The organism is Thermostichus sp. OS-CIW-26, from assembly GCF_054058395.1.
This window is the reverse complement of record NZ_JBSSAG010000004.1, coordinates 96,650-117,257: the sequence shown is the minus strand read 5'-3', so window position 1 is coordinate 117,257 and position 20,608 is coordinate 96,650. Positions and strand designations below refer to the sequence as shown.

The window sequence follows — 20,608 nt, the reverse complement described above, 5'->3', positions numbered from 1 at the left end:
TTCAGTTCCTTACAACAGCAGAGTCAAAAGCCTCTCCTCTCCTTCCAACCCCGGTCACAGGCTTGGGTCGTTCACGCAACCTCGGCTGCTGTCAGCAATGTCTGCTAGATTTTTGGAGAGGATCCCTGGCCACAGTGGGAGGATCGGGGTTCAGCAGGAGCAGCCATGGAGTTCGTCACCCTCGCAGATGCAGGGCTAAGGTTGAGCCGGGTGGGCCTGGGCACTTGGGCGATGGGCGGCGGCTGGTGGGGCCCTTCCGACCGCCAGGAATCTTACACCACGATTCGCAAAGCCATTGATTTGGGCATAACCACCTTCGACACCGCTCCCATCTACGGACTGGGTGTTTCGGAGGAAGTGCTGGGGCAAGCGATCAAAGACTCAGGTTGCCGCGATCGGGTGGTTCTCGCCACCAAAGCGGGACTAAAGCGGGACTGGAGTGGACAAACAACAAAGTGGTGCGCAACTCCAGCCTGCCTTGCTTGGCCCAAGAACTGGAGGATTCTCTGCGCCGCTTGCAAACAGATGTGATCGATCTCTACCAAATTCATTGGCCGGATCCCTTGGAACCGATCGAAGAAACGGCGGCGTTTCTGGGGCAGTTGCTGCAGCAGGGCAAGATCCGCGCCATTGGGGTCAGCAACTTTTCCCCCGAACAGATGGATCGGTTTCGCCAGGTGGCTCCTCTGCACACCGCCCAGCCCCCCTACAACCTGTTCGAGCGGCAGATTGAAGCAGAGGTCTTGCCCTACTGTCGAGAGCATGACTCTAGTCAATAATAAGCTCAACTATACTGAAAATAATGTATAATATGTTCAGTACGGATTACTACCAGTTGATCTTTCTGTTTACTTTCGAGTCTGCCAACATGGTAGCCAAAGCAAAGCAGAAAATTGGTAGTAAGACGACACGGAAACTGCGCTTTGGGTATTCTACTCAAAGCTTTGCGGGATACCGCCATTCTGTTTGGACTCCGTCCCGCTGACGCGAATGGAAACAAGCAGAATGCTATCGCTGCATAGTTGAACAGTGATGTTCAGCAGTGTTCAGCGTAAATGTATCAGCACGGCATTCACACTTTGGTGTACAGTCCCCTCTGCCGAGGTCTGCTGAGCGGACGGATGACGCCGCAAACCACCTTCCCCCCAGGGGACATGCGCGCCGGGATCGACCCCAAGTTTGTTGAACCGCGCTACTCCCAGTACCTAAAGGCGGCAGAGGCATTGAGCCAGTTTGCTCAGGATCGCTATGGCAAGACCTTGGCCCAGTTGGCGGTGCGCTGGCTGCTGGATCAACCAGGGGTGAGTGTGGCACTGTGGGGGGCGCGCAAACCCCATCATCTGGAAGCGATATCCGGCCTTTGGGGCTGGTCGCTGGATGCGGAAGCGATGCAGACCATCGAGGATATTTTGCAAAGGTATGTTCCCGAGTCCATTCCCCCCAGCTTTATGTCCCCGCCTGCCCGCGCTGCCTAGTTGTTGCTTTCTGTTCCCTTGCCGTTTGCGTTAGCGGTGGGGAGCACTTTGTCGCCGGGATCCCAGTCCTACGATTGAGTTTGGCAAAAAATGGGATGTAGAGCTCTGTCCTACCGCTACATAACTGGCCAGTAGGGCGAGGGGGCTGTTAACCACGGGAGAACAAAGATGGCCATCCCAGATGCATTCGCGTCAGCGGTGCGGAGCACTCTGACCCATAAGGCCCATAAGGCAGACAGGCCAAGGGATCCAGCTGGCCAAGATAGGCCCACAGCGCCTTCTCAGGCGGGATCCCTGATTCTCCACGTGGGGGGCATGAGTTGTGCCGGCTGCGTTCGCACCGTTGAGCAGGCCCTGCTGAGACAGCCGGGGGTGGTCAAAGCCAGCGTTAACCTGGTTACCGAGTCGGCCCTTGTGGAGTTTGCCCCTGGGATCCGGCCCGACCCGCAGCACCTGGCCCAGATTTTGACAGAGGCAGGGTTTCCCAGCCGCTACAGTTCAGAGGGTGAGGCCCTCTCCGGCGGGAGTTCCGTTCGCGTCAGCAGTGCGGAGCACTCTCAAGATCCCTCTTCCCCTCCCAGTGGGTGGGAAGAAGCCTTGGATGTGCCTGCGGATCCCCTCTCTCGGCAGCGACAGCAGACCCGACACCACATTCGCCAAGCGCTCACCGCCGCTTTTTTGCTGCTGATTTCTGCCGCCGGACACTTGGATCTCTTCGCCCGTCTGGGCTTGCCCCTCCTTAATGATGTCTGGCTGCACTGGGGCTTGGCGACCTTGACTTTTGTCGGCCCAGCTCGCGGCATTGTCCTGGATGGTTGGAGAGGGGCACGGCGGCTGGCCCCCAACATGAACACCCTGGTTACCCTGGGATCCGGATCGGCCTACCTGGCCAGTCTGGTGGGGTTGTTGGCCCCTCAGGTGGGCTGGGAGTGCTTTTTCGACGAGCCCGTCATGATGCTCAGCTTCATCCTGTTGGGACGGGCCTTGGAACAGCACAGCCGCCTGCGGGCGGCCAGCAGCCTGCAATCGCTGGTGAGCTTGTGTCCCAGTTTGGCTCGGCGGGTTCAGCCTGCAGAGAAGGCGGGATCTCTGGCTTCCAGCCCAGAGGGGAACCTGGATCTGGGATCCCAAACCGGAGAATGGTGCCCTGTCGAACAGGTGCGAGTGGGGGATTGGCTCCAAGTGCGGGCCGGCGAACAGATCCCGGTGGATGGAGAAGTCATTGCCGGCCAGGCCACGGTCAACGAGGGGATGCTGACAGGGGAACCCTTGCCGGTGCTGAAACAAGCGGGGGATCCCGTGGTGGCGGGAACGCTGAACCAATCGGGGTTGCTGCTGTGCCGGGCGACGCGCACCGGGAAAGACACCACCTTGGCCCAGGTCATTCGCCTGGTGGAAGAGGCCCAAGCTCGCAAGGCCCCCATCCAACGGATAGCCGACCAGGTGGCGGGCTACTTCACCTATGGGGTGGTCACGCTGGCCATTCTCACCTTTGGGTTCTGGTACTGGATTGGGATCCCGCTTTGGGGGAGCGACGGTGCGGAGCACTTTGTCCTGGAGGGGTTCAGCCTGCACTCCCATCTGCATCTGGGTGACCATCCCCCTCACCCCACACCCCTGCTCAGCAGCCTCAAGATGGCCATTGCCGTTTTGGTGGTGGCCTGCCCCTGTGCTTTGGGATTGGCTACGCCGATGGCCATCCTGGTGGGTACTGGCTTGGGAGCCGAGCGGGGTTTGCTCATCCGAGGGGGAGATATTCTGGAGAAAGCCCATCGCTTGCAAACGGTGGTCTTCGACAAAACCGGCACCCTCACCCAAGGGGATCCCCACCTGACGGACTGTCTCAGCCTTGACCCCTCCCTGGATCCCAATCGCCTGCTCCAACTGGCGGCCACAGTGGAAAGCGGCACTCGCCACCCTCTGGCGCAAGCCATTTTGCAAGCCGCCCGCACCCAGGGTTTGCCGTTGCTCTCCGCCGGCGAGTTTCAAACCCAACCGGGGATAGGAGTCGCCGCCCAAGTGGAAGGGCAGGAAGTGGTGTTGGGATCCCTGGATGGTCTGGCTGCTCTGGGGATCCCAATTTCCCCAGAGGCGCAGGCCCAGGCCGAGGCGCTATTGGCAGCCGGCAAAACAGTGGTGGGCGTGGCTCTAGAGGGATCCCTGGTGGGGCTGCTGGCAGCCCAGGATCCCTTGCGGCCCGATGCGCAGGCAACGCTGCAACAGCTCCGGAAAATGGGCCTGCAGGTGGTTTTGCTAACCGGCGATCGGGCGGAGGTGGCCCACCAGGTGGCTGAGGCTCTGCAAGTGCCAGGTCTCCGCGTTATTGCCCAGGTTTACCCGGCAGACAAAGCTCAAGTCATCCGAGATCTGCAGGCCCAGGGTCAGAGGGTGGCCATGGTGGGCGATGGCATTAACGACGCTCCGGCTTTGGCCCAAGCCGATGTGGGCATCGCCCTGCACTCAGCCACTGATGCGGCCTTAGAAACCGCCGATATCATCCTCATGCGCAACCGCCTCTGGGATGTGGTGGAAGCTATCCGCCTCAGCCGCGCCACCTTCCGCAAGATCCAGCAGAACCTCCTCTGGGCCTTTGGCTACAACCTGGTGGGGATCCCAGTGGCAGCAGGCGTGCTCCTACCCCCCTTTGGCATTGGGCTTAGCCCGGCAATCGCTGGGGGTCTCATGGCCTTGAGTTCCCTCAGTGTAATCCTCAATTCACTCCTTTTGAGGCGAACTCTTGTATTCAGTGGATCCCCTTACAACTCGCGCTAAGAATCATCAAAACCTGCAAATCTTCTGTCACAGTTCATTGCTATTTCAGAAGTTTCACTGAATCCCCTACATATCTTTGCCAAATCTTAAGGGGAGCTTCGTCCATTTCGATCGAGTTTGCCTGACAATGTTAACTATCCTTGAATTTTTGTAACCCCGAGTGTAGAATTGAGCCAATTTAACTCAAAGGCTCTCGCACTCAGTTACTTCCTTAGCAAAAGGAAAACCGTACAATTACTGAGAAAGTTGGTCGTCGAAGAAAGCACAGGAGAGGACAGAACTATGGCCATGGTGGGTGACCTTCAGGAGTTTTCCCTATGCGATTTGTTACATCTCATAGAAAGGGGCAGGAAAACAGGCCAACTGTCCATTTGGGCTCCCAATGGTATTTACCGGATCTGGTTTTATCAAGGTCGAGTGGTTACGGCCATACCGCCCCAACCAGAGCATAGTCTTGAGAATTTGCTGGCTGACCCCAGATTGGCGTGCGAGCAGGAAGTTGCCGCCTCAACTCGAGAATTTGCTGGCTGACCCCAGATTGGCGTGCGAGCAGGAAGTTGCCGCCTCAACTCGCTCAGCTTGCCCTCACCCCCTAAACGAGCCTCTGGGGCGTTATTTGCAGCGACAGGGGTTGATTACCCCAGCAGCCCTGGCCAAGCTCTTCCGCCATCAACTGCAAACCGGCCTCTACAGCCTCTTCGCCCTCGAATCCGGCCAGTTCAGCTTCCTGCCCAACGTGCCCATGCCCTACCGAGAAATGACCGGCCTGAGCAAAGGCGCCACCGCTGCCGTCCTGGAAGCCCTGCAGCAGCTCAAGCTGGAGCAACGCCCCGAAAAAGACCTGCCCGAACCCGATAGTTGCTTTTGGCGTACCAGCACCGAACTGCCTCTGTTCAAACTTTCTGCGCTGGAGTGGGGGATCCTGGAGCAGGTGTCGCCTTCCCGCAAGCTGACGGCTTTGGCTCAAGCCCTGGGGGCCGACTTGTTGGAGGTGCGCTATGCCTGCGCCCGTCTGGCCAAGCTGGGGTTGATCAGCCCTTGTGAGGGGCCAACGGTTCTGGCTCGGTCTGGTCACTGGGAGCTGTCCAAGTCGATTGCTGAGGAGGTGAATCCCGAGCCGGTGAGGGAGAGGCTGGGGGCAAGGGTGCCTGGTCTCCAGGATGAGGGCGGCCCCGTCAAGCCTTCTCTGGTCAGTCGATTAGCCACCCTCCTCAAGGGCATTCGCGAAAAGTGAAGCAAACCTAAGACATAATTTAGGCTTTTCTGGCTTCGTAAAGAAATTGAAGAATCTGCAACTTTTCTCTCTCTTTCCCTTCAAAGAACAATAAATTCAGGAACTCCATGTTTACGAAGCAACATGATTGCGGCATAAAGCTAAAATAAAAGCGGTTGCAAGCCTTCTAGAAGGGGCTTGGGATCGCTGAGTAATTGTATTCCTTGACAGATTTTCTGAAACCGTAAGTGCAATTGCGGACGGTCGAAGTATCTAGTTACAATAAGTGTAGTCGTTGATACACGGTTGTTGCCTGAGAAGCCATGTACGAAAATGGGGGGGTCTGCAGGGTTGTTTGAGTATTGCTTTTCACCCATTCCATCGAAGCGAGGTTCATAGAGAGTTCTTATGGCCATAGTTGGAGACCTCCAAGAATTTTCCTTGCCCGATCTGCTGCAACTGATCGAGAGAGGCAGCAAAACAGGACAGCTCTCTATCTGGGCGCCCGGCGGCATCTACAGGATCTGGTTTTACCAAGGTCGGGTCATTGCTGCCCTACCCCCCCAAGAAGAACACCGCCTGGAGAGCTTGCTGGCCCATTCCTGCTTGGTGAGCGATCGGGTGGTCGAGAAGCTGGCTTCCTTTTGCGGCTCGGAAGAGCCTCTGGGGCGTTGCTTGCAGCGGCAAGGGTTGATTACCCCAGCAGCCCTGGCCAAGCTGTTCCGCCATCAACTGCAAACCGGCCTCTACAGCCTCTTCGCCCTCGAATCCGGCCAGTTCAGCTTCCTGCCCAACGTGCCCATGCCCTACCTAGAAATGACTGGCCTCAGCAAAAGCGCCACCGCTGCTGTCCTGGAAGCCCTGCAGCAGCTCAAGCTGGAGCAACGCCCCGAAAAAGACCTGCCCGAACCCGATAGTTGCTTTTGGCGTACCAGCACCGAACTGCCGTCGATTGCTGAGGAGGTGAATCCCGAGCCGGTGAGGGAGAGGCTGGGGGCAAGGGTGCCTGGTCTCCAGGATGAGGGCGGCCCCGTCAAGCCTTCTCTGGTCAGTCGATTAGCCACCCTCCTCAAGGGCATTCGCGAAAAGTAAAAGCATAAGGACATTAGGGAGATGTAGGATGGCTAATCTGTCCTCTTTGCAGGCGATCCTCCAGAGCTATGTTGCCAATACGCCAGAAGTCCAGGGAGCAGCAGTGGTCACCCCTGACGGGTTACCTTTGGCTTCCACATTGCCTGTGGGTATGGATGAAGAGAGAACCTCTGCTATGTCGGCTGCCATGCTTTCTTTGGGCGAACGGATTGGGAGAGAGCTAGGGCGCGGAGCCATAGAGAGAGTTTTTGTACAGGGGGAAAAAGGATACGGGGTTTTAACCAGTTGTGGCCCCGATGCTGTCTTGCTGACAATTGCCAGCCATGAAGTCAAGCAGGGCTTGCTTTTTTTGGAAATTAAGCGAGTCGCGGCAAGCATTGCAGAGGCAATGAAGTAAGAAAATCAAATGTGGAGGCTAAGTTTTTGATTCTGTCCTGACGTTGAGGGAAGTATGGCCATTAAACCTTCTGAGCTGCTCCAAGTCCTGATCTCGCGCACGCAATTCACAGATGATGACAAGAAAGTTTTGCAGCAAAGTGCTGACTGGGGCGGCAGTATCGCGGCGGAAATGTCAGACGCCTTTTACGGCTATCTGGATCGCGATGCCGAAATGGCGGCAGTGATAGCCAAGCACAACCGGCAGCGGCTGGGCCAAACCTTTGCCGACTGGTTCAAGGAAATGTTTACGGGCATGGACAATTGGGGCCCCCAGTATGCGGATCGCCGCTGGAAAATCGGCATAGTTCATGTGCGCGTTGGCATCGGCCCCCAACATGTTGTACCTTCTATGGCCACAGTTGTGCAGGAGGTCAGTCGGCGGTTGGTGAAAGAAGGCAAGCCTGAGCAGTTGCGCACCAGCTTGAGCAAGGTCTGTATGATTGACCTCTCCTTTATTGAGCAAGCCTACCTTGAGGTGGCCTATAACGCCATGCAACAGGAAACAGGCATGAGCGAGGCTTTATTCAAACGGTTAATTGCCAATGGTGCCAACAGTTTAATTTGAGTTGTTTGAGTTAGAGTGGGCTCTTGCTTACTCTACTTGCTTAATTTCTCTACCTTCTTGGGCTGAGGTGCTTGAGTTTCTGGGATCCCTCTGGAGCAGAGCTGGCGTTGGTATCTTTTTTAGATTATCTTAGAAGCAACCTGGAGATAGCTTTACCTCCCGTGCGGCACATCGGTGCACTCCCCCGAGTTTTATTCAGCTTTGTCGCTAGAGCTTAGTCTGAGGCCAGTTTATGGGAAATATCTTGCGAATTGTTGTAACAGGGCCGGTGGGAGCTGGAAAGTCTACCTTTATTCGCACGATTAGCGAGATTGAGGTAGTAGACACCGATTGCAAAGCAACAGACGAGGTGGCAGAACTGAAGAAAACCACAACGGTAAGCATGGATTTTGGCCGTTTGAGGATTGGAGAGGAGGAAGAAGAGATGTGGCTGCATCTCTACGGTACTCCCGGCCAGTCTCGCTTTAACTTTATGTGGGATATTTTGATTAAGCGCGCTCACGGTTATGTCCTCCTGGTGCCCGCGCACCTGCCGGGTCAATTTCGCAATGCCCAAGCCATTCAATCTTTTATGAAGGTGAGAACAAGTGCCCCCTGCGTGATTGGGATCACCCACGTCGATCAACCCAATGCGTGGGATCCAGAAGACATTTTGTTAATTTTGGGGAATCAAGATGGCGCGATTCCCCACACCACTTTGAATGCCCAAGAGCCGGCTTCTGTTGCCAACACGTTGCTTCTGTTGGTTGAGCAAATGATGCCCCAGGTGGTTGTTTGAACAGATTTTCAGGTATCCGCCGGTCTAGAACTTCAGCAACATTGGCCCTAGCCAAGACAGGCGTATCTTTTGCGTGACAGGGATCCCTCCCGTGAAGCCGAAAAACGGGAGATTGGATTCGGTGGAGATTTGCCGCATAATGAAATGTCCTGAGTGATCTTTCTTGCCAGCCATTGAACCAAGAGGATCCCCGCTGTGTTGCTTCTTGACTGCTCTCCCCTGACCCTTTCCCCAGAGGCAGCGCGGGAGAAACTGTTGTACCTCCTTGCCCAACTGGCCTATCGAGAAGGCTCCTTTACCCTCACTTCTGGACAGAAGAGCCCCTACTACATCAACTGCAAGCCGGTCACCCTTCACCCCCAGGGGGCTTATTGGGTGGGATCCCTGCTGCACCGACTGTTGCCGCCCGAAACCGAAGCAGTGGCCGGGATGACGCTGGGAGCGGATCCCCTGGTGACGGCGGTGAGTTTGGCCTCCCTGAGGGCTGAGCCTGCCAACCTAGCCGCCCTAATCGTGCGCAAAGAGCCCAAGGGGCACGGCACGCAAGCCTGGATCGAGGGGCCGGAGTTGCCGGCAGGCAGTCGGGTGTGGATCCTGGAAGATGTGGTGACCACCGGCAGTTCTGCTTTGAAGGCTGTCGAACGGGTGCGGGCAGCCGGCTACTGGGCGGAAGGGATCCTCGCTTTGGTGGATCGGCTGGAAGGGGCAGAAGACCGCTACCGAGAAGCAGGGATCCCGTTTCGCCGCCTGTTCACCCTTGAAGAGGTGCGGGCTTGTGTATCCTCTACCCGAGGATCGGAAGGCCGGCTTGCCCGCTAAGTTGGTATGGAGTATCTGGAGAGCGGACATGCTGCCCCCTGCCTACTCAGCTCTGCCCAGCCGAAATCTGCCGAGCTTACCGGATCAGGCGCGGGTGGCTGTGTACGTGGTGATGAACATCGAGCACTTCACCTTTGGCAAGCTGGGCACAGCCATTCAACCCCATCTCACCAGCTCCCCTGAGATCGCCAACTATGGCTGGCGGGACTACGGCAATCGGGTGGGCATTTGGCGCTTGTTTGAGCTGTTTGCCGAGCTGGGGATCCCGGTGACGGCGGCCTTGAATGCGGAAATGGTGGATCTTTACCCCCCCATCATCGAAGGGATCCGCCAATACGGCTGGTCGGTGCTGGCCCACGGCTGGAACAACTCCACCGGCCACAGCGGCCTGGCCCGTGACGTCGAACAGGAGCTCATTGAGCGCAGTTTGTCCCTTTTGGAGAAGGTGTCGGGATCCCGCCCTTGGGGCTGGCTGACGCCGGGGTTTTCCGTTAGCGAGAACACCTTTGACCTGCTCAAGGCTGCCGGGATCCGCTACACCACCGACTGGGTAAACGACGACCAACCCTATTGGCTGCAGACCGCCGCCGGCCCCCTCTTGGGGATCCCTTACACCCTGGAGGCCAACGACATCAGCCTCTGTCTCAGCGCCCGCCTGTCGGCAGAAGACTTTGCCCAAGCCCTCATCGACCAGTTTGATCAACTCTGGCAGGATGGGGAACGCTCCCCCCGCATCATGGCCATTGGCCTGCACCCCTTCATCGTTGGGCAGCCGCTGCGGATGGGATCCCTGAAAAAAGCCTTGCAGCACATCCAATCTCGCCCTCAGACTTGGCTCACCACCGGTGATGGCCTCTACGACTGGTATGCCCAAGCCTGCCCTGCTCCTGAGACGCCCTGACGGGATCCCCTGGCCAGAGGGAAAAGCGCGTCTTGGCCTTGGATCCTGCTCATTTTTTAACTTTGTTCTAATTTTGTCTTGTCTGGAGCTGTCCACCGTGGCTCTGGAAGTGACAGCATAGGCGGTGAAGCCACCTTCAGCAAAAGGGCTTGGCCATGCGCATGGGCAGACTCAGCGGGATCCTCTTGCACCCCACCTCGCTACCGGGGCCATTTGGCATCGGCGACCTGGGGCCGGCTGCTTACCGGTTTGTGGATTTTCTGGTGGAGAGCGGCCAGCGCCTCTGGCAGGTGCTGCCTCTGGGACCTACCGGCTGGGGCAACTCCCCCTACATGAGCTTTTCCTCCATTGCCGGCAACCCGCTGCTCATCAGCCCGGAGCTGTTGGTAAAAGCCGGCTGGCTAGAGCCCGACAGTTGGCAGGATCTGCCCCAATGGCCAACGATCCAAGCCGGGTCTGCCGAGCGGGTGGACTACGAAACCGTGATCCCCTTCAAGCTGGGCCTGCTGCACCGCGCCTGGGCAACCTTCAAAGAAAAAGCTTCCGGCCCCGATTGGGAAGCTTTCCAAGCCTATTGCGCTGCCGAGGCCGACTGGCTGCCGGACTATGCCCTGTTCATGGCCCTCAAGGATGTGTACGGCGAGCAAGAGTGGAACCAATGGGATCCGGCCTTGGTGCGACGGGATCCGCCGGCTTTGCAAGAGGCTCGCGATCGCTATGCCGATGCCATTACCGAGCAGATGTTTTGGCAGTATCTGTTTGCCCAGCAGTGGGGATCCCTAAGGGAGTATGCTCATCGGCATCAAGTGCGGCTCATTGGGGATGTGCCCATCTACGTTGCCCCCAACAGTGCCGACGTGTGGGCCAACCGGGAGCTGTTTCACCTGGATGAACGGGGACAGCCCTTGCAGGTAGCCGGTGTGCCGCCGGACTATTTCAGCCCTACTGGGCAACGCTGGGGTAACCCCCTCTACAACTGGGAGGTGCTCAAGGCTCGCGGCTACGACTGGTGGATCCGGCGCATCCAGGCCATCCTCAAGCAGGTGGACTGTGTGCGCATCGACCACTTTCGCGGCTTCGAGAGCTACTGGGCCATTCCAGGCGATGCAGAAACGGCTGTGGAAGGGGAGTGGCAAAAAGGGCCGGGGGCAGATTTCTTTCAGACCCTGGCCGACAAGCTGGGGGAAATCCCGGTGATTGCCGAAGATCTGGGAGACATCACGCCCGAGGTGTTGCAACTGCGGGATCAATTTGGCTTGCCCGGCATGAAGGTGCTGCTGTTTGCTTTTGGTTCCGGGCCCGATAACCCCTATTTGCCCCATGCCTATGAGCGCAACTTTGTCGTTTACACCGGCACCCACGACAACAACACGGTGGTGGGCTGGTTTCATGACCCGGAGCGCTCGGAGTGGGAAAAACAAAACCTGCTGCGCTATTTGGGCTGCCAGGGATCCGGGGGCATCCATTGGGATCTCATTCGCCTAGCCCTTTCTTCCGTAGCCGATCTGGCCATCATTCCCCTGCAAGATGTGATGGGCTTGGGGGCAGAGGCGCGCATGAACTTCCCCGGCACCACCGAGAACAACTGGGCCTGGCGCTACCGCGAGGACATGCTGCGGCAGGACATGATCCAGCGCCTGGCCGAGATGAGCGTGACCTATGGGCGCATCTCTCCTCAAGAGTTGGAGCAACGGCGAGCAGCCCTAGCCCAAGAACGGGCGGCAGGGTCTTCTCAAGCTGCCCCCGGCCTCGTCTAATGCTGGATCCCGCCCATCAGCAGCCCTAGCTGTTCTTCGGTAGCCTCTTCAGGCGTGAGTTCTCCCACCAGGTGGCCCTCATGGATCACCAAAATGCGATCCGACAAGCTGATCACCTCATTCAAATCCGCCGATACCAGCAGCACCCCCATGCCCTGATCCCGCGCCTGCAGGATGCGCCGATGAATGGCGTCGATGGCCCCCACATCCACCCCCCGCGTCGGTTGGGCAGCCACCAGCACCTTGGATCCACAGGAAAGCTCCCGCCCCACAACGATCTTCTGGGCATTGCCGCCAGAATAGCGGCGGGCCGTCAACACGGCCGTCGGCTGGCTTTTCTTTAGAAAGGGACATTTAGGCCCTTTCTTGAGCTCCCCGGCATCTGGGATCCTCAAGTTCTGAAAACTCCACTGCCCTCCATTGCCGCAACCGGCTAGTTGAGCGCCTGCACCTGATCCAGGAAGTCTGCCACCGTCAGGGATCCCAGGTCTTTTCCGTGGCGCTGGCGCACGCTCACCGTTCCTGCCGCCTGTTCCTGTTCCCCCACGATCAGCATGAAGGGGATCCGGGCCTTCTCGGCATTGCGGATCTTTTTGGACAGGCGCTCGCTGTCGGCATCGATGTGGACGCGGATCCCGTGTTCTCGCAGTTGATCCCGCACCTGGAGGGCGTAGCCCAGGTATTGGTCGGAAACGGGCAAAATGCGCACCTGTTCCGGGGCCAGCCAGAAGGGAAAATCCCCAGCGTATTCTTCGATGAGGATCCCAATCAGCCGCTCCAGCGAGCCAAAGGGAGCACGGTGGATCATCACCGGGCGTTGCCGGGATCCGTCCTCAGCTACGTATTGCAGATCAAAGCGCTGTGGGTTTTGGTAATCCACCTGCACCGTGCCCAGTTGCCACTCCCGATCCAGGGCGTCGCGGAAAATAAAATCCAGCTTTGGCCCATAGAAGGCTGCTTCGCCGATCCCTTCAAAGTGGGGCATCGACAACTTCTCTACAGCGCGACGGATGGCATTCTCGGCCCTGTCCCAGTCCTCAGGGGATCCCAGATATTTGTCCGACTTGGGATCGCGGAAGCTGAGGCGGGCGCGAAAATCTTTGAGTTTAAGCTTGTCGAAGACCACCAAAATGAGATCAACAACCTTAAGAAACTCCTCCTCCAGCTGATCGGGCCGGACAAACAGGTGGGCATCGTCCACCGTAAAGCCACGCACTCGCGTCAGACCTCCCAATTCCCCCGATTGCTCGTAGCGATAGACGGTGCCGAATTCGGCATATCGTAGGGGCAAATCGCGGTAGGATCGCAGCTCGGATTTGTAGATTTGGATGTGAAAAGGACAATTCATCGGCTTCATGACAAAGCCCTGTTCGGCTGCGCGATCCTGCTCATTCTCCGCCATCATGGGGAACATATCTTCCCGGTACTTTTGCCAGTGGCCGGAGATCTTGAACAAGTCCACACGGGCAATATGAGGGGTAACCACCGGCAGGTAGCCCCGCTTGAGCTGCTCCTGCTTGAGAAAATCCTCCAGCACCCAGCGTAGGGTAGTTCCTTTCGGAGTCCAAAGGGGCAAGCCCGGACCCACTTCATCGGAAAACAGGAAGAGACCCAGTTCTTTGCCCAGCTTGCGGTGATCCCGCCGTTTGGCCTCCTCCAGCCGCCGCTTGTATTCCTTCAGCTCCTCTGGAGTTTCCCAGGCGGTGCCGTAGATGCGTTGGAGCTGCGGCTTGGTTTCATCCCCCCGCCAATAAGCGCCGGCCACGCTGAGCAGATCGAAAGCTTTGGGGTTGAGCTCTTGGGTGTTTTCCACGTGGGGACCGGCACAGAGATCCCACCATTCATTCCCCAAGTGGTAAATGCTGATGACCTCCCCTTCGGGAATGCTGTCTAAGATCTCCAGCTTGTAGGGTTCTCCGAGGGCTTCGATGCGGCGCCTGGCCTCTTCACGGCTCACCTCCTCGCGGATCACCGGCAGGCCCTTTTTGATGATTGCCTGCATCTCTTTTTTGATGCGATCCAGATCTTCCGGCGTGAAGGGCTCGGGATGGTCAAAATCGTAGTAGAAGCCGTAGTCGGTTGTGGGGCCGATGGTCACCTGGGCCTTGGGAAACAGCTTTTGCACCGCCATAGCCAGGACATGGGAAGTGGTGTGGCGGATGCGCTCCAGTTTGGGAGACTCGTGAGTGCGCAGCAGTTTGAGGGTGCTGTTGGCCTTCTGAGGTGATTCGGCTGGCTGAGACATCGGAACCTACTTTGAAACAAACAAATCAAATACTGTGTCCCTATCTTAGGCTGGGGCGAGAGCGGCAGGGATCCCCAGCTAATCAATTCCCCTGTTTGCCGAGTCAACCGCGAACCTCACCTCACGACTCGGCCCGGAACAAGGGGGGAAAGTACACAGTATCCTAAAGGGGTTGACCCCCTTACCCGAGCCATGATCTCTTCGCGCACCGACTTCACGGAATGCCCTGTCGCCTCTGCTCCCCCAGTTTCCGAAACCGGCCCGGCTTCTCGTCCTGAATCTTGGGCTGCCCCCGTTCTGGCCGCCATCGATGTGGGCAGCAACTCTCTCCACATGGTGGTGGTGCGCATCAATCCCCGTATCCCTAGCTTCACCATCATCTCCCGCGAAAAAGCCACCGTCCGGCTGGGGGAGTTTTGCAGCCAGACGGGCGCCCTCACGCCTGCAGCTATGGAACGGGCCCGGACGGCTCTGGAGCGGTTTTGCCGCATTGCTGAGAGCTTTCAGGTGCAGGATATTGTTGCCGTGGCTACCAGTGCTGTGCGCGAGGCCCCCAATGGGCTGGAGTTTTTGAAGCGGATTGAACGGGAGCTGGGCCTGCGGGTGGAGTTAATCTCGGGGCAGGAAGAGGCCCGCCGCATCTACCTGGGGGTGCTCTCGGCGATGGAGTTCCACAACCGGCTGCACGCGGTGGTGGATATTGGTGGCGGCTCCACCGAGCTGATTTTGGGCAATGGCCAAGAGCCGGAGTTTCTGCGCAGCGTCAAGGTAGGGGCAGTGCGTCTGACCCAGGCTTTTTTGCACCACGACCCGCCCACTTCTGCCGAACTGCAAGCCCTGCGCCAGCACATCCGCGGCATGCTGGAATCCCCCATCGAGCAGATGAAGCGGATCCTTGCCTCTTCACAACAACAGGGATCCCTGCCTTTGGTGGGCACCTCTGGCACCGTCGAGTGCCTGGCCCAGTTGGATGCCCGCCGTCGGTTGGGCGCTCTCCCCCATCGCCTGCAGGGGTATGAGTTCAGCCTGGAAGCCCTGCGCGGCTACATCAAAGAGCTGCGCTCCCTCACGGTGGCCGAACGGCAAAAGCTGCCCGTCCTGGGGGAAAGGCGGGGGGAGATCATCCTAGCCGGGGCGGTCATCTTGGAAGAAGTGATGACCCTGCTGGGGGTGGAGCGGATCCAGTTTTGCGAACGGGCTCTGCGGGAAGGGCTGATCGTGGATTGGATGATCGGCCAAGGGCTGATTGAGGATCGGCTGCGCTACCACAGCTCGGTGCGGCGGCGCAGCGTCCTCAAGTTGGCGGAAAAATACCAGGTGGAGATCCCCTATGCCGAGCGGGTGGCCGAGTTTGCCCTCAGCCTTTTCGATCAAACCCGCGGCATCCTGCATGGCTGGGGATCCCGGGAGCGGGCTCTTCTCTGGGCGGCGGCCATGCTGCACAACTGCGGCCACTTCATCAGCCATGCCGCCCACCACAAGCACTCCTACTACCTGATCCGCCATGGAGAACTCTTGGGCTTCAACGAAGAAGAGGTGGAGGTGATCGCCAACTTGGCCCGCTACCACCGCAAATCGCCTCCCAAGAAGAAGCACGAGAACTTCCAGCGCCTCAGCGACGAGCGGGATCGCCAAGTGGTGCTGGAACTGAGCCCCCTGCTGCGCATAGCCTGTGCTTTGGATCGCCGCCGCCTGCAGGCCATTCAAGCCCTGCACTGCCGTTTTCAGCTCCTGGGAGAAGGCCCCCGCCGCATGGAGTTGATTTTGGATCCCAGGCATCCCAAGGACGACTGTGCCCTAGAGTTGTGGAGCTTAAACGAGAAGAAAAAAGTCTTCGAGCAACAGTTCAACCTGCAGGTAATCCCCAAGCTCTCTACCCAGATCCAGCGCAGCGCCGATCCCTTTGAGGCAGCAGTTTAGCCTTCTCGGGGATCCTAGCTAAGGGGCGATGGTAATGGGCGAGGGGCTGGTTTGGGTGGTCTTTTGGCCCCCTCTTTGCAAAATCACCTCGATGATGCCGTTGTTGACCGGCTGCATGTTGAAGGGCAACTGCTGCTGGGTTTCGTATAGGCCCGGCGCCACCTCCCGCATTTCGACTTCCGGCGTTACCCCAACAATCCGAAAAGCAGCCCGCCCCCCCGGATCCCCTCGCATGGTGACTTTGAGAATTTCTCCCATGCGCAGATTGGTGCTGTTGGTGGTGACACTGAAAATCTGGGGCAGTCCCGTGGCGACGGGTGCGGAAACCGGCTGAATGGTGGAGCGGGTTCCTCTGGAGCCATCGATGGAAAAAGGAAAAATCTCCCGATGTTCCTGGCTGAGGCCGTCCTTGGTGAGCACAATCCTCAAGGTGGGATTGTTGGCCTGGTGGGTGGGGGCTACCACGTAGGTGCCTTCGTAGTGGTTGGGTCGTACCTCCCGCATCGGCTGGTTCAGGGCCAGATTCCCCAGATCAAACTGGGCGATCCCTCCAGATTCCCCCCAAATGGCAATGGTGAGAATGTCCCCTTCCACCAAGTCGCGCTGGGGATCCAAGCGAATGGCCTCAATGCGCGGATAGCGATTGCCGGCTGCAGTCAGAGGGGCAGGGGACGGCTGCGGCAGAGGAGCCGGGGGCGGAAATACCGACTCCACCGGCGGGGGAGCGACATTGCCCAAGGCCAGTTGAGGTAGCCGCCGTTGAACGCGGGTACTGACGCCATTGAGGGTCAACTGAATACTGATGTCGGGGCCAAAGACGGCATCCTGAGGACCAAGGCTATAAACTGCGCGGTAGTAGCCGGGCTGCACCTCCTGCATCGGCAGACCCTGAACCACGCCGCCGATATCAACCGTAGCCCTGCCGTTGGGAGTGGCCTGCGCTTCAATGGTCAAGGTTCCCCCTGCAGGAACACTTCCTCCCTCGGGAGTGATCCGCGTTTGGAAGATTTCGGGTTGGACAGTCTCGGCCACCCGCGCTGGGGAGGGACGCAACTGGGCCACAGGGGGTGGCAAGGGCGGAAGCTGACCGCGATACACCAGGGCCTGATGCAACAACACCGCCCCTTCTGCTCGCCTCAGCACGCGATTGGGCTGAAGACGAGCTGGATCCGGCACATTCACCAGCAGCCCCGCCTCGCCTGCCATGGCCACAAAAGCCCGCCCTACCTCCGGCACATCAGCCGCATCGGTGTACAGAGCCATCCAGCGCTCAATATCGGCCTGAGTGGGAGCAGGCAATTGCAGAGCCCGCACCAAAATGGCCAGGGCTTCTAGGTGGGTAATGTCCCCTTGCGGGCGAAACTCGTTGCCCTCGTATAGGCGCATCGCCCCCGCCTGTAGCACGGCTTGGGCAGTCCAATAGTCGGGGGTGTTGGGCTCCAGGTCGCGAATCTCCTGCACCTGGTTGGGATTGGGAATGTAGCCGAAAAACTCCGTCAGCCACTGGGCCAATTCCAGACGGGTCAGGGTGGCTGACAGGGGTTCTTGGGTGATCACCACATCTGTCTGACGTTCCAGAGCCGCCACGTAGGGGTCGGTCCAGGCCAGCGAGGCTTGCTGCTCCACCCCTTGGGACCAAGCCGGCAAGCTGACACCCGACCAGCCCAGCGTCCAACACAAGCTCAGAGCTAGGGGCCACGAGCACCGCATAGCTGTCACTCCTGTTCCAACAACATCCCCTCAGGGCCAGCTTATCTCAAACTTCCGCCCCATCCTCAAGCCCTCGATGCCCCTTGGGATTGCGCCCTTTGGCAGTGAGATTCTGAAAACTCGGGTAAGAAGGTTCGCCGCAGGGATCCCTTAGGAGATTTTACCTATGCAAGACGGGATCCGGCTTGACAGCAAAGGGCCTAAGCAAGGGTCTCGTAACTTGTAGTTGTGCATCCAAATCCTTATCATTGTGTTATAGACTCAGAAAGTTCAGAAAGCACTTTTGCCCCTACCCTAGGGAGGAGTTTCATGGCTGGCAGCACCGGAGAGCGACCTTTTGTCGATATCATTACCAGTGTCCGCTACTGGGTTATTCACGCCCTGACCATTCCCGCTTTGTTTTTGGCAGGCTGGCTTTTTGTGAGCACTGGCCTGGCCTATGATATTTTTGGCACCCCGCGCCCCAATGAGTATTTCACGGCAGAGCGCCAGGAGTTGCCGATCGTTAGCGATCGCTTCAATGCTCTGGAGGAGCTGGAGAGGCTGACTCGCTAGGAGTGCCCGTGGGTAAGTGGGCTATTCGTTGTTGCAATTTGTAAGTTGATTGAGCTTTTTGCGTAGGGTGATATCTATGGCCACTAAATCTGATGAACCCGTTTTTTACCCTGTTTTTACCGTCCGTTGGCTGGCGGTGCATACCTTGGCGATCCCAACGGTTTTCTTCTTGGGAGCCATTGCTGCAATGCAGTTTATTCAACGGTGAACCCAATGGCTGATCAACCCGAAAGGAATCCCAACTCCCAACCGGTGGAGCTAAACCGCACTTCCCTTTACCTGGGTTTGCTGCTGGTGTTTGTGGTTGGGCTGTTGTTCTCCAGCTACTTTCTCAACTGAGGCCAGGATCCCACTCTGCTCTTCTTAGAGTTGAAAGGGGCTGGCAAGGGATACAGTTGGCTTTTGGCCAGCTTTTGTTCCCTTGTTACCGAAAATGTAATTGCTGCTAGTTCCGTCTTTAGTTCTTTTGGAGACCAGTTGCTATGACCAGTCAAGCAAGGATCCCTTTGTGGATAGTGGCCGTGGTTGCCGGTTTGGGTGTGCTCACGGTAGTTGGGCTTTTCTTCTATGGCTCCTATGTGGGCTTGGGCTCGAGCCTGTAAGTTTGAGGTTTTTAGTCTGTTAGTCTGGTAGTAGCCCGCAATAGGTAGGGGTACAAAGCCGCATGGTTTTTATGGCCTAGCTGAATTCAGTTAGGCCTTTCGATGCTGTTGTATCTACCACTTTTTCCGGGGCTACCCATCACGTTGAAATCCTTTTTGGTGACCAATGCAGGGGAGTCTGTTCCAGTTCCCCAGTATTATCGCCAAGCACAAAAGCGGTTACAGAGATTACAGCGGTCATTATCCCGCAAGAAGCAAGGGTCAAACCGCCGTAAGAAAGCCTTAAGGCGAGTGGCGAAGGCCCATCTCAAAGTAGCCAATCAGCGCAAGGATTTCCACTACAAGACAGCCAACTGGTTGTTAGGGTGAGTGTTGAGAGGATGTCACAAGAGCTATCTCTGTGTTAAGCGAGCATGAACTTTTTTAACGATCCGGGTGGTGGTTGCCGAGAGGGTAACTTAGGCCCCGTAGAATGAATCGCAAAATTCCAGGCAGGACATTCGGACATGGATTACATTCGCACCTTTAACGACGATCCCTGCGAGGGGCATCTTTCGACGCCCATCAGCGATTCTCCTGTCACCCGTCTGTTTATCAACAATCTCCCCATCAACCGTCCTGGCTTATCGCCGCTGTTGCGGGGTCTAGAAATTGGGCTGGCCCATGGCTATTTCTTGGTAGGGCCAGAAATTGTGCTGGGGCCGCTGCGGGATTACCCTGAGGCAGCTAACTTAGGCGGGCTGGTTACGGCGATGGCGATTGTGCTGCTGGGAACCGCCTGCATGTCGGCCTATGGCAGCGTTACCTTCGGAAACAAGCCGGAAACACCGGGGGCCGCTCCTCTGGCTACAGCTCGGGGTTGGGGGGATCTGACGGCAGGATTTTTCTTGGGAGGTATGGGTGGCGTGTTCGCTGCCTATTTCCTGCTGGAGAACTTTGCCGGGATCGACGCCATCTTTCGAGGGCTGGTAAATTAGTTGTCAAGTTTGTCAAGTCACTTGAGAGGAGCAAAATCATGACCGGTTCTTACGCTGCTGCTTATCTTCCTTGGATTTTTATCCCCATTGTTGGTTGGCTGCTTCCTGCAGTGGGCATGGCAGTGCTTTTTTTGTACATTGAGCGGGACTAGTCCCGGAGTGCTTTGATACTCACTAGTGCTGATTAATTTCAATTATTTCAGGCTAGAGATCAACCCCAGATATTGAGGCAGGGATCCCTTTTTTAGGGATCCCTCTCTTTTGGTCAGGATGATTTCCAGCCGCGCTACCAGAGTCCCGAAAGGCGAAGGCTGTCCCCTCACCTCTTTTTTTTAGGAAGGGAGCATTTCCAAAGGACTTTAGATTGGAGCAGGATCCGGCGAGCTGATCCCAAGCCAACAAGGGGAAGGGCAGCTTCCGCAACACCCTTGCAACTTCAACGAGAAGGAGGAGTCGATGGCCAGCCTTAACTTTCCAACCTTGCGTATTGGGGATCCCATTCAAGAGGGCAGTTTCCAGGTTTTCCCTCTCTTTTCTCAGGGGGAGCAGGAAGTTGCCTATCGCCTTCCAGAACTGCAAACCCAGGAAGCAACCATCACCGAGGTGAGCGAGGCCGGAGCAGTACCTCACCTGGTTGTGGAAAACCACAGTGAGTTCCTATTGCTGCTGGGAGTACCGAGCAGAGTCCCAGCGGGGCGACCAAGGCTCAGCTCTGTTCTATGACGGGAAGGTGGTTTATCTCTCGGCAGTCTCTCGGCGGTAGTGCCAGGCTTCTCACCTAAGCTGGTT

19 protein-coding genes and 4 pseudogenes are annotated in these 20,608 nt (G+C 57.5%); 20 read left to right on the top strand and 3 right to left on the bottom strand.

From position 1 onward, the window contains the following. Positions 1-165: 165 nt before the first annotated feature. The 11 genes and pseudogenes from ACVW0C_RS03360 to malQ form a co-directional block, all read left to right on the top strand. Positions 166-764, top strand: a pseudogene (locus tag ACVW0C_RS03360) (aldo/keto reductase); the annotation flags it as partial. 291 nt (positions 765-1,055) lie between these two features. After that, complete coding sequence (locus ACVW0C_RS03355; protein WP_457384342.1) at positions 1,056-1,475, top strand: aldo/keto reductase; 420 nt, start codon at positions 1,056-1,058, stop codon at positions 1,473-1,475. 168 nt (positions 1,476-1,643) lie between these two features. Further along, positions 1,644-4,247 carry a heavy metal translocating P-type ATPase gene (locus ACVW0C_RS03350; protein WP_457384341.1) on the top strand — a complete coding sequence of 868 codons (2,604 nt, stop codon included), beginning with the start codon at positions 1,644-1,646 and terminating at the stop codon, positions 4,245-4,247. 282 nt (positions 4,248-4,529) lie between these two features. Further along, positions 4,530-5,481, top strand: a pseudogene (locus ACVW0C_RS03345) (DUF4388 domain-containing protein). A gap of 387 nt (positions 5,482-5,868) precedes the next feature. Next, positions 5,869-6,552: a DUF4388 domain-containing protein gene (locus tag ACVW0C_RS03340; protein ID WP_457384340.1), complete on the top strand. Its 684-nt coding sequence runs from the start codon at positions 5,869-5,871 to the stop codon at positions 6,550-6,552. 28 nt (positions 6,553-6,580) lie between these two features. Further along, complete coding sequence (locus tag ACVW0C_RS03335) at positions 6,581-6,949, top strand: roadblock/LC7 domain-containing protein (RefSeq protein WP_011433098.1); 369 nt, start codon at positions 6,581-6,583, stop codon at positions 6,947-6,949. Positions 6,950-7,003: 54 nt separating this feature from the next. Continuing rightward, complete coding sequence (locus ACVW0C_RS03330) at positions 7,004-7,555, top strand: protoglobin domain-containing protein (RefSeq protein ID WP_457384339.1); 552 nt, start codon at positions 7,004-7,006, stop codon at positions 7,553-7,555. A 232-nt stretch (positions 7,556-7,787) separates the two neighbouring features. After that, positions 7,788-8,333 carry a GTP-binding protein gene (locus tag ACVW0C_RS03325; RefSeq protein ID WP_457384338.1) on the top strand — a complete coding sequence of 182 codons (546 nt, stop codon included), beginning with the start codon at positions 7,788-7,790 and terminating at the stop codon, positions 8,331-8,333. A gap of 195 nt (positions 8,334-8,528) precedes the next feature. Continuing rightward, on the top strand, positions 8,529-9,152 hold the full coding sequence (gene pyrE / locus ACVW0C_RS03320) for an orotate phosphoribosyltransferase (protein ID WP_457384337.1): 624 nt from the start codon (positions 8,529-8,531) through the stop codon (positions 9,150-9,152). A 28-nt stretch (positions 9,153-9,180) separates the two neighbouring features. Continuing rightward, entirely contained in the window at positions 9,181-10,053 is an 873-nt protein-coding gene (locus ACVW0C_RS03315; RefSeq protein ID WP_457384336.1) for a polysaccharide deacetylase family protein, read from the top strand. Positions 10,054-10,208: 155 nt separating this feature from the next. Then, positions 10,209-11,810 (top strand): 4-alpha-glucanotransferase, encoded by a 1,602-nt coding sequence (malQ, locus tag ACVW0C_RS03310; protein ID WP_457384335.1) that lies wholly within the window; start codon positions 10,209-10,211, stop codon positions 11,808-11,810. Here malQ and ACVW0C_RS03305 read toward each other — a convergent pair. Beyond that, a pseudogene (locus ACVW0C_RS03305) lies at positions 11,807-12,136 on the bottom strand (heme ABC transporter ATP-binding protein); the annotation flags it as partial. The gene malQ and the pseudogene ACVW0C_RS03305 sit on opposite strands and share 4 nt — an antisense overlap. Before the next feature lie 107 nt (positions 12,137-12,243). Next, positions 12,244-14,055 (bottom strand): threonine--tRNA ligase, encoded by a 1,812-nt coding sequence (thrS, locus tag ACVW0C_RS03300; RefSeq protein ID WP_457384334.1) that lies wholly within the window; start codon positions 14,053-14,055, stop codon positions 12,244-12,246. A 192-nt stretch (positions 14,056-14,247) separates the two neighbouring features. Here thrS and ACVW0C_RS03295 point away from each other — a divergent pair, with 192 nt between their 5' ends. Beyond that, entirely contained in the window at positions 14,248-15,975 is a 1,728-nt protein-coding gene (locus ACVW0C_RS03295) for a Ppx/GppA phosphatase family protein (protein WP_457384333.1), read from the top strand. Positions 15,976-15,993: 18 nt separating this feature from the next. Here ACVW0C_RS03295 and ACVW0C_RS03290 read toward each other — a convergent pair whose 3' ends face one another. Next, the gene (locus tag ACVW0C_RS03290; protein ID WP_457384332.1) at positions 15,994-17,685 is read right to left on the bottom strand and encodes an S-layer homology domain-containing protein; all 1,692 of its coding nucleotides are present in this window, start codon (positions 17,683-17,685) and stop codon (positions 15,994-15,996) included. A gap of 309 nt (positions 17,686-17,994) precedes the next feature. On the opposite strand from ACVW0C_RS03290, the gene psbE reads away from it, so the two are divergent. The 8 genes and pseudogenes from psbE (at position 17,995) to ACVW0C_RS03250 (ending at position 20,542) form a co-directional block, all read left to right on the top strand. Continuing rightward, positions 17,995-18,240, top strand: a complete 246-nt coding sequence (gene psbE / locus ACVW0C_RS03285) for a cytochrome b559 subunit alpha (protein WP_011433109.1) — start codon at positions 17,995-17,997, stop codon at positions 18,238-18,240. A 76-nt stretch (positions 18,241-18,316) separates the two neighbouring features. After that, the gene (gene psbF, locus ACVW0C_RS03280) at positions 18,317-18,448 is read left to right on the top strand and encodes a cytochrome b559 subunit beta (RefSeq protein ID WP_011433110.1); all 132 of its coding nucleotides are present in this window, start codon (positions 18,317-18,319) and stop codon (positions 18,446-18,448) included. Positions 18,449-18,453: 5 nt separating this feature from the next. Then, a complete protein-coding gene (locus ACVW0C_RS03275) occupies positions 18,454-18,579 on the top strand; it encodes a photosystem II reaction center protein L (RefSeq protein WP_011433111.1) in 126 nt (41 codons plus the stop codon). Between the two features lie 143 nt (positions 18,580-18,722). Beyond that, complete coding sequence (locus tag ACVW0C_RS03270; RefSeq protein ID WP_414356643.1) at positions 18,723-18,842, top strand: photosystem II reaction center protein J; 120 nt, start codon at positions 18,723-18,725, stop codon at positions 18,840-18,842. Positions 18,843-18,971: 129 nt separating this feature from the next. Further along, positions 18,972-19,205: pseudogene (locus tag ACVW0C_RS03265) on the top strand (transposase); the annotation flags it as partial. Between the two features lie 143 nt (positions 19,206-19,348). Beyond that, the gene (locus ACVW0C_RS03260; protein WP_011433113.1) at positions 19,349-19,819 is read left to right on the top strand and encodes a photosystem I reaction center protein subunit XI; all 471 of its coding nucleotides are present in this window, start codon (positions 19,349-19,351) and stop codon (positions 19,817-19,819) included. 38 nt (positions 19,820-19,857) lie between these two features. Further along, a complete protein-coding gene (locus tag ACVW0C_RS03255; protein WP_011433114.1) occupies positions 19,858-19,971 on the top strand; it encodes a photosystem I reaction center subunit VIII in 114 nt (37 codons plus the stop codon). A 304-nt stretch (positions 19,972-20,275) separates the two neighbouring features. Further along, the gene (locus ACVW0C_RS03250; protein ID WP_414329880.1) at positions 20,276-20,542 is read left to right on the top strand and encodes an ARPP-1 family domain-containing protein; all 267 of its coding nucleotides are present in this window, start codon (positions 20,276-20,278) and stop codon (positions 20,540-20,542) included. Positions 20,543-20,608 lie beyond the last annotated feature (66 nt).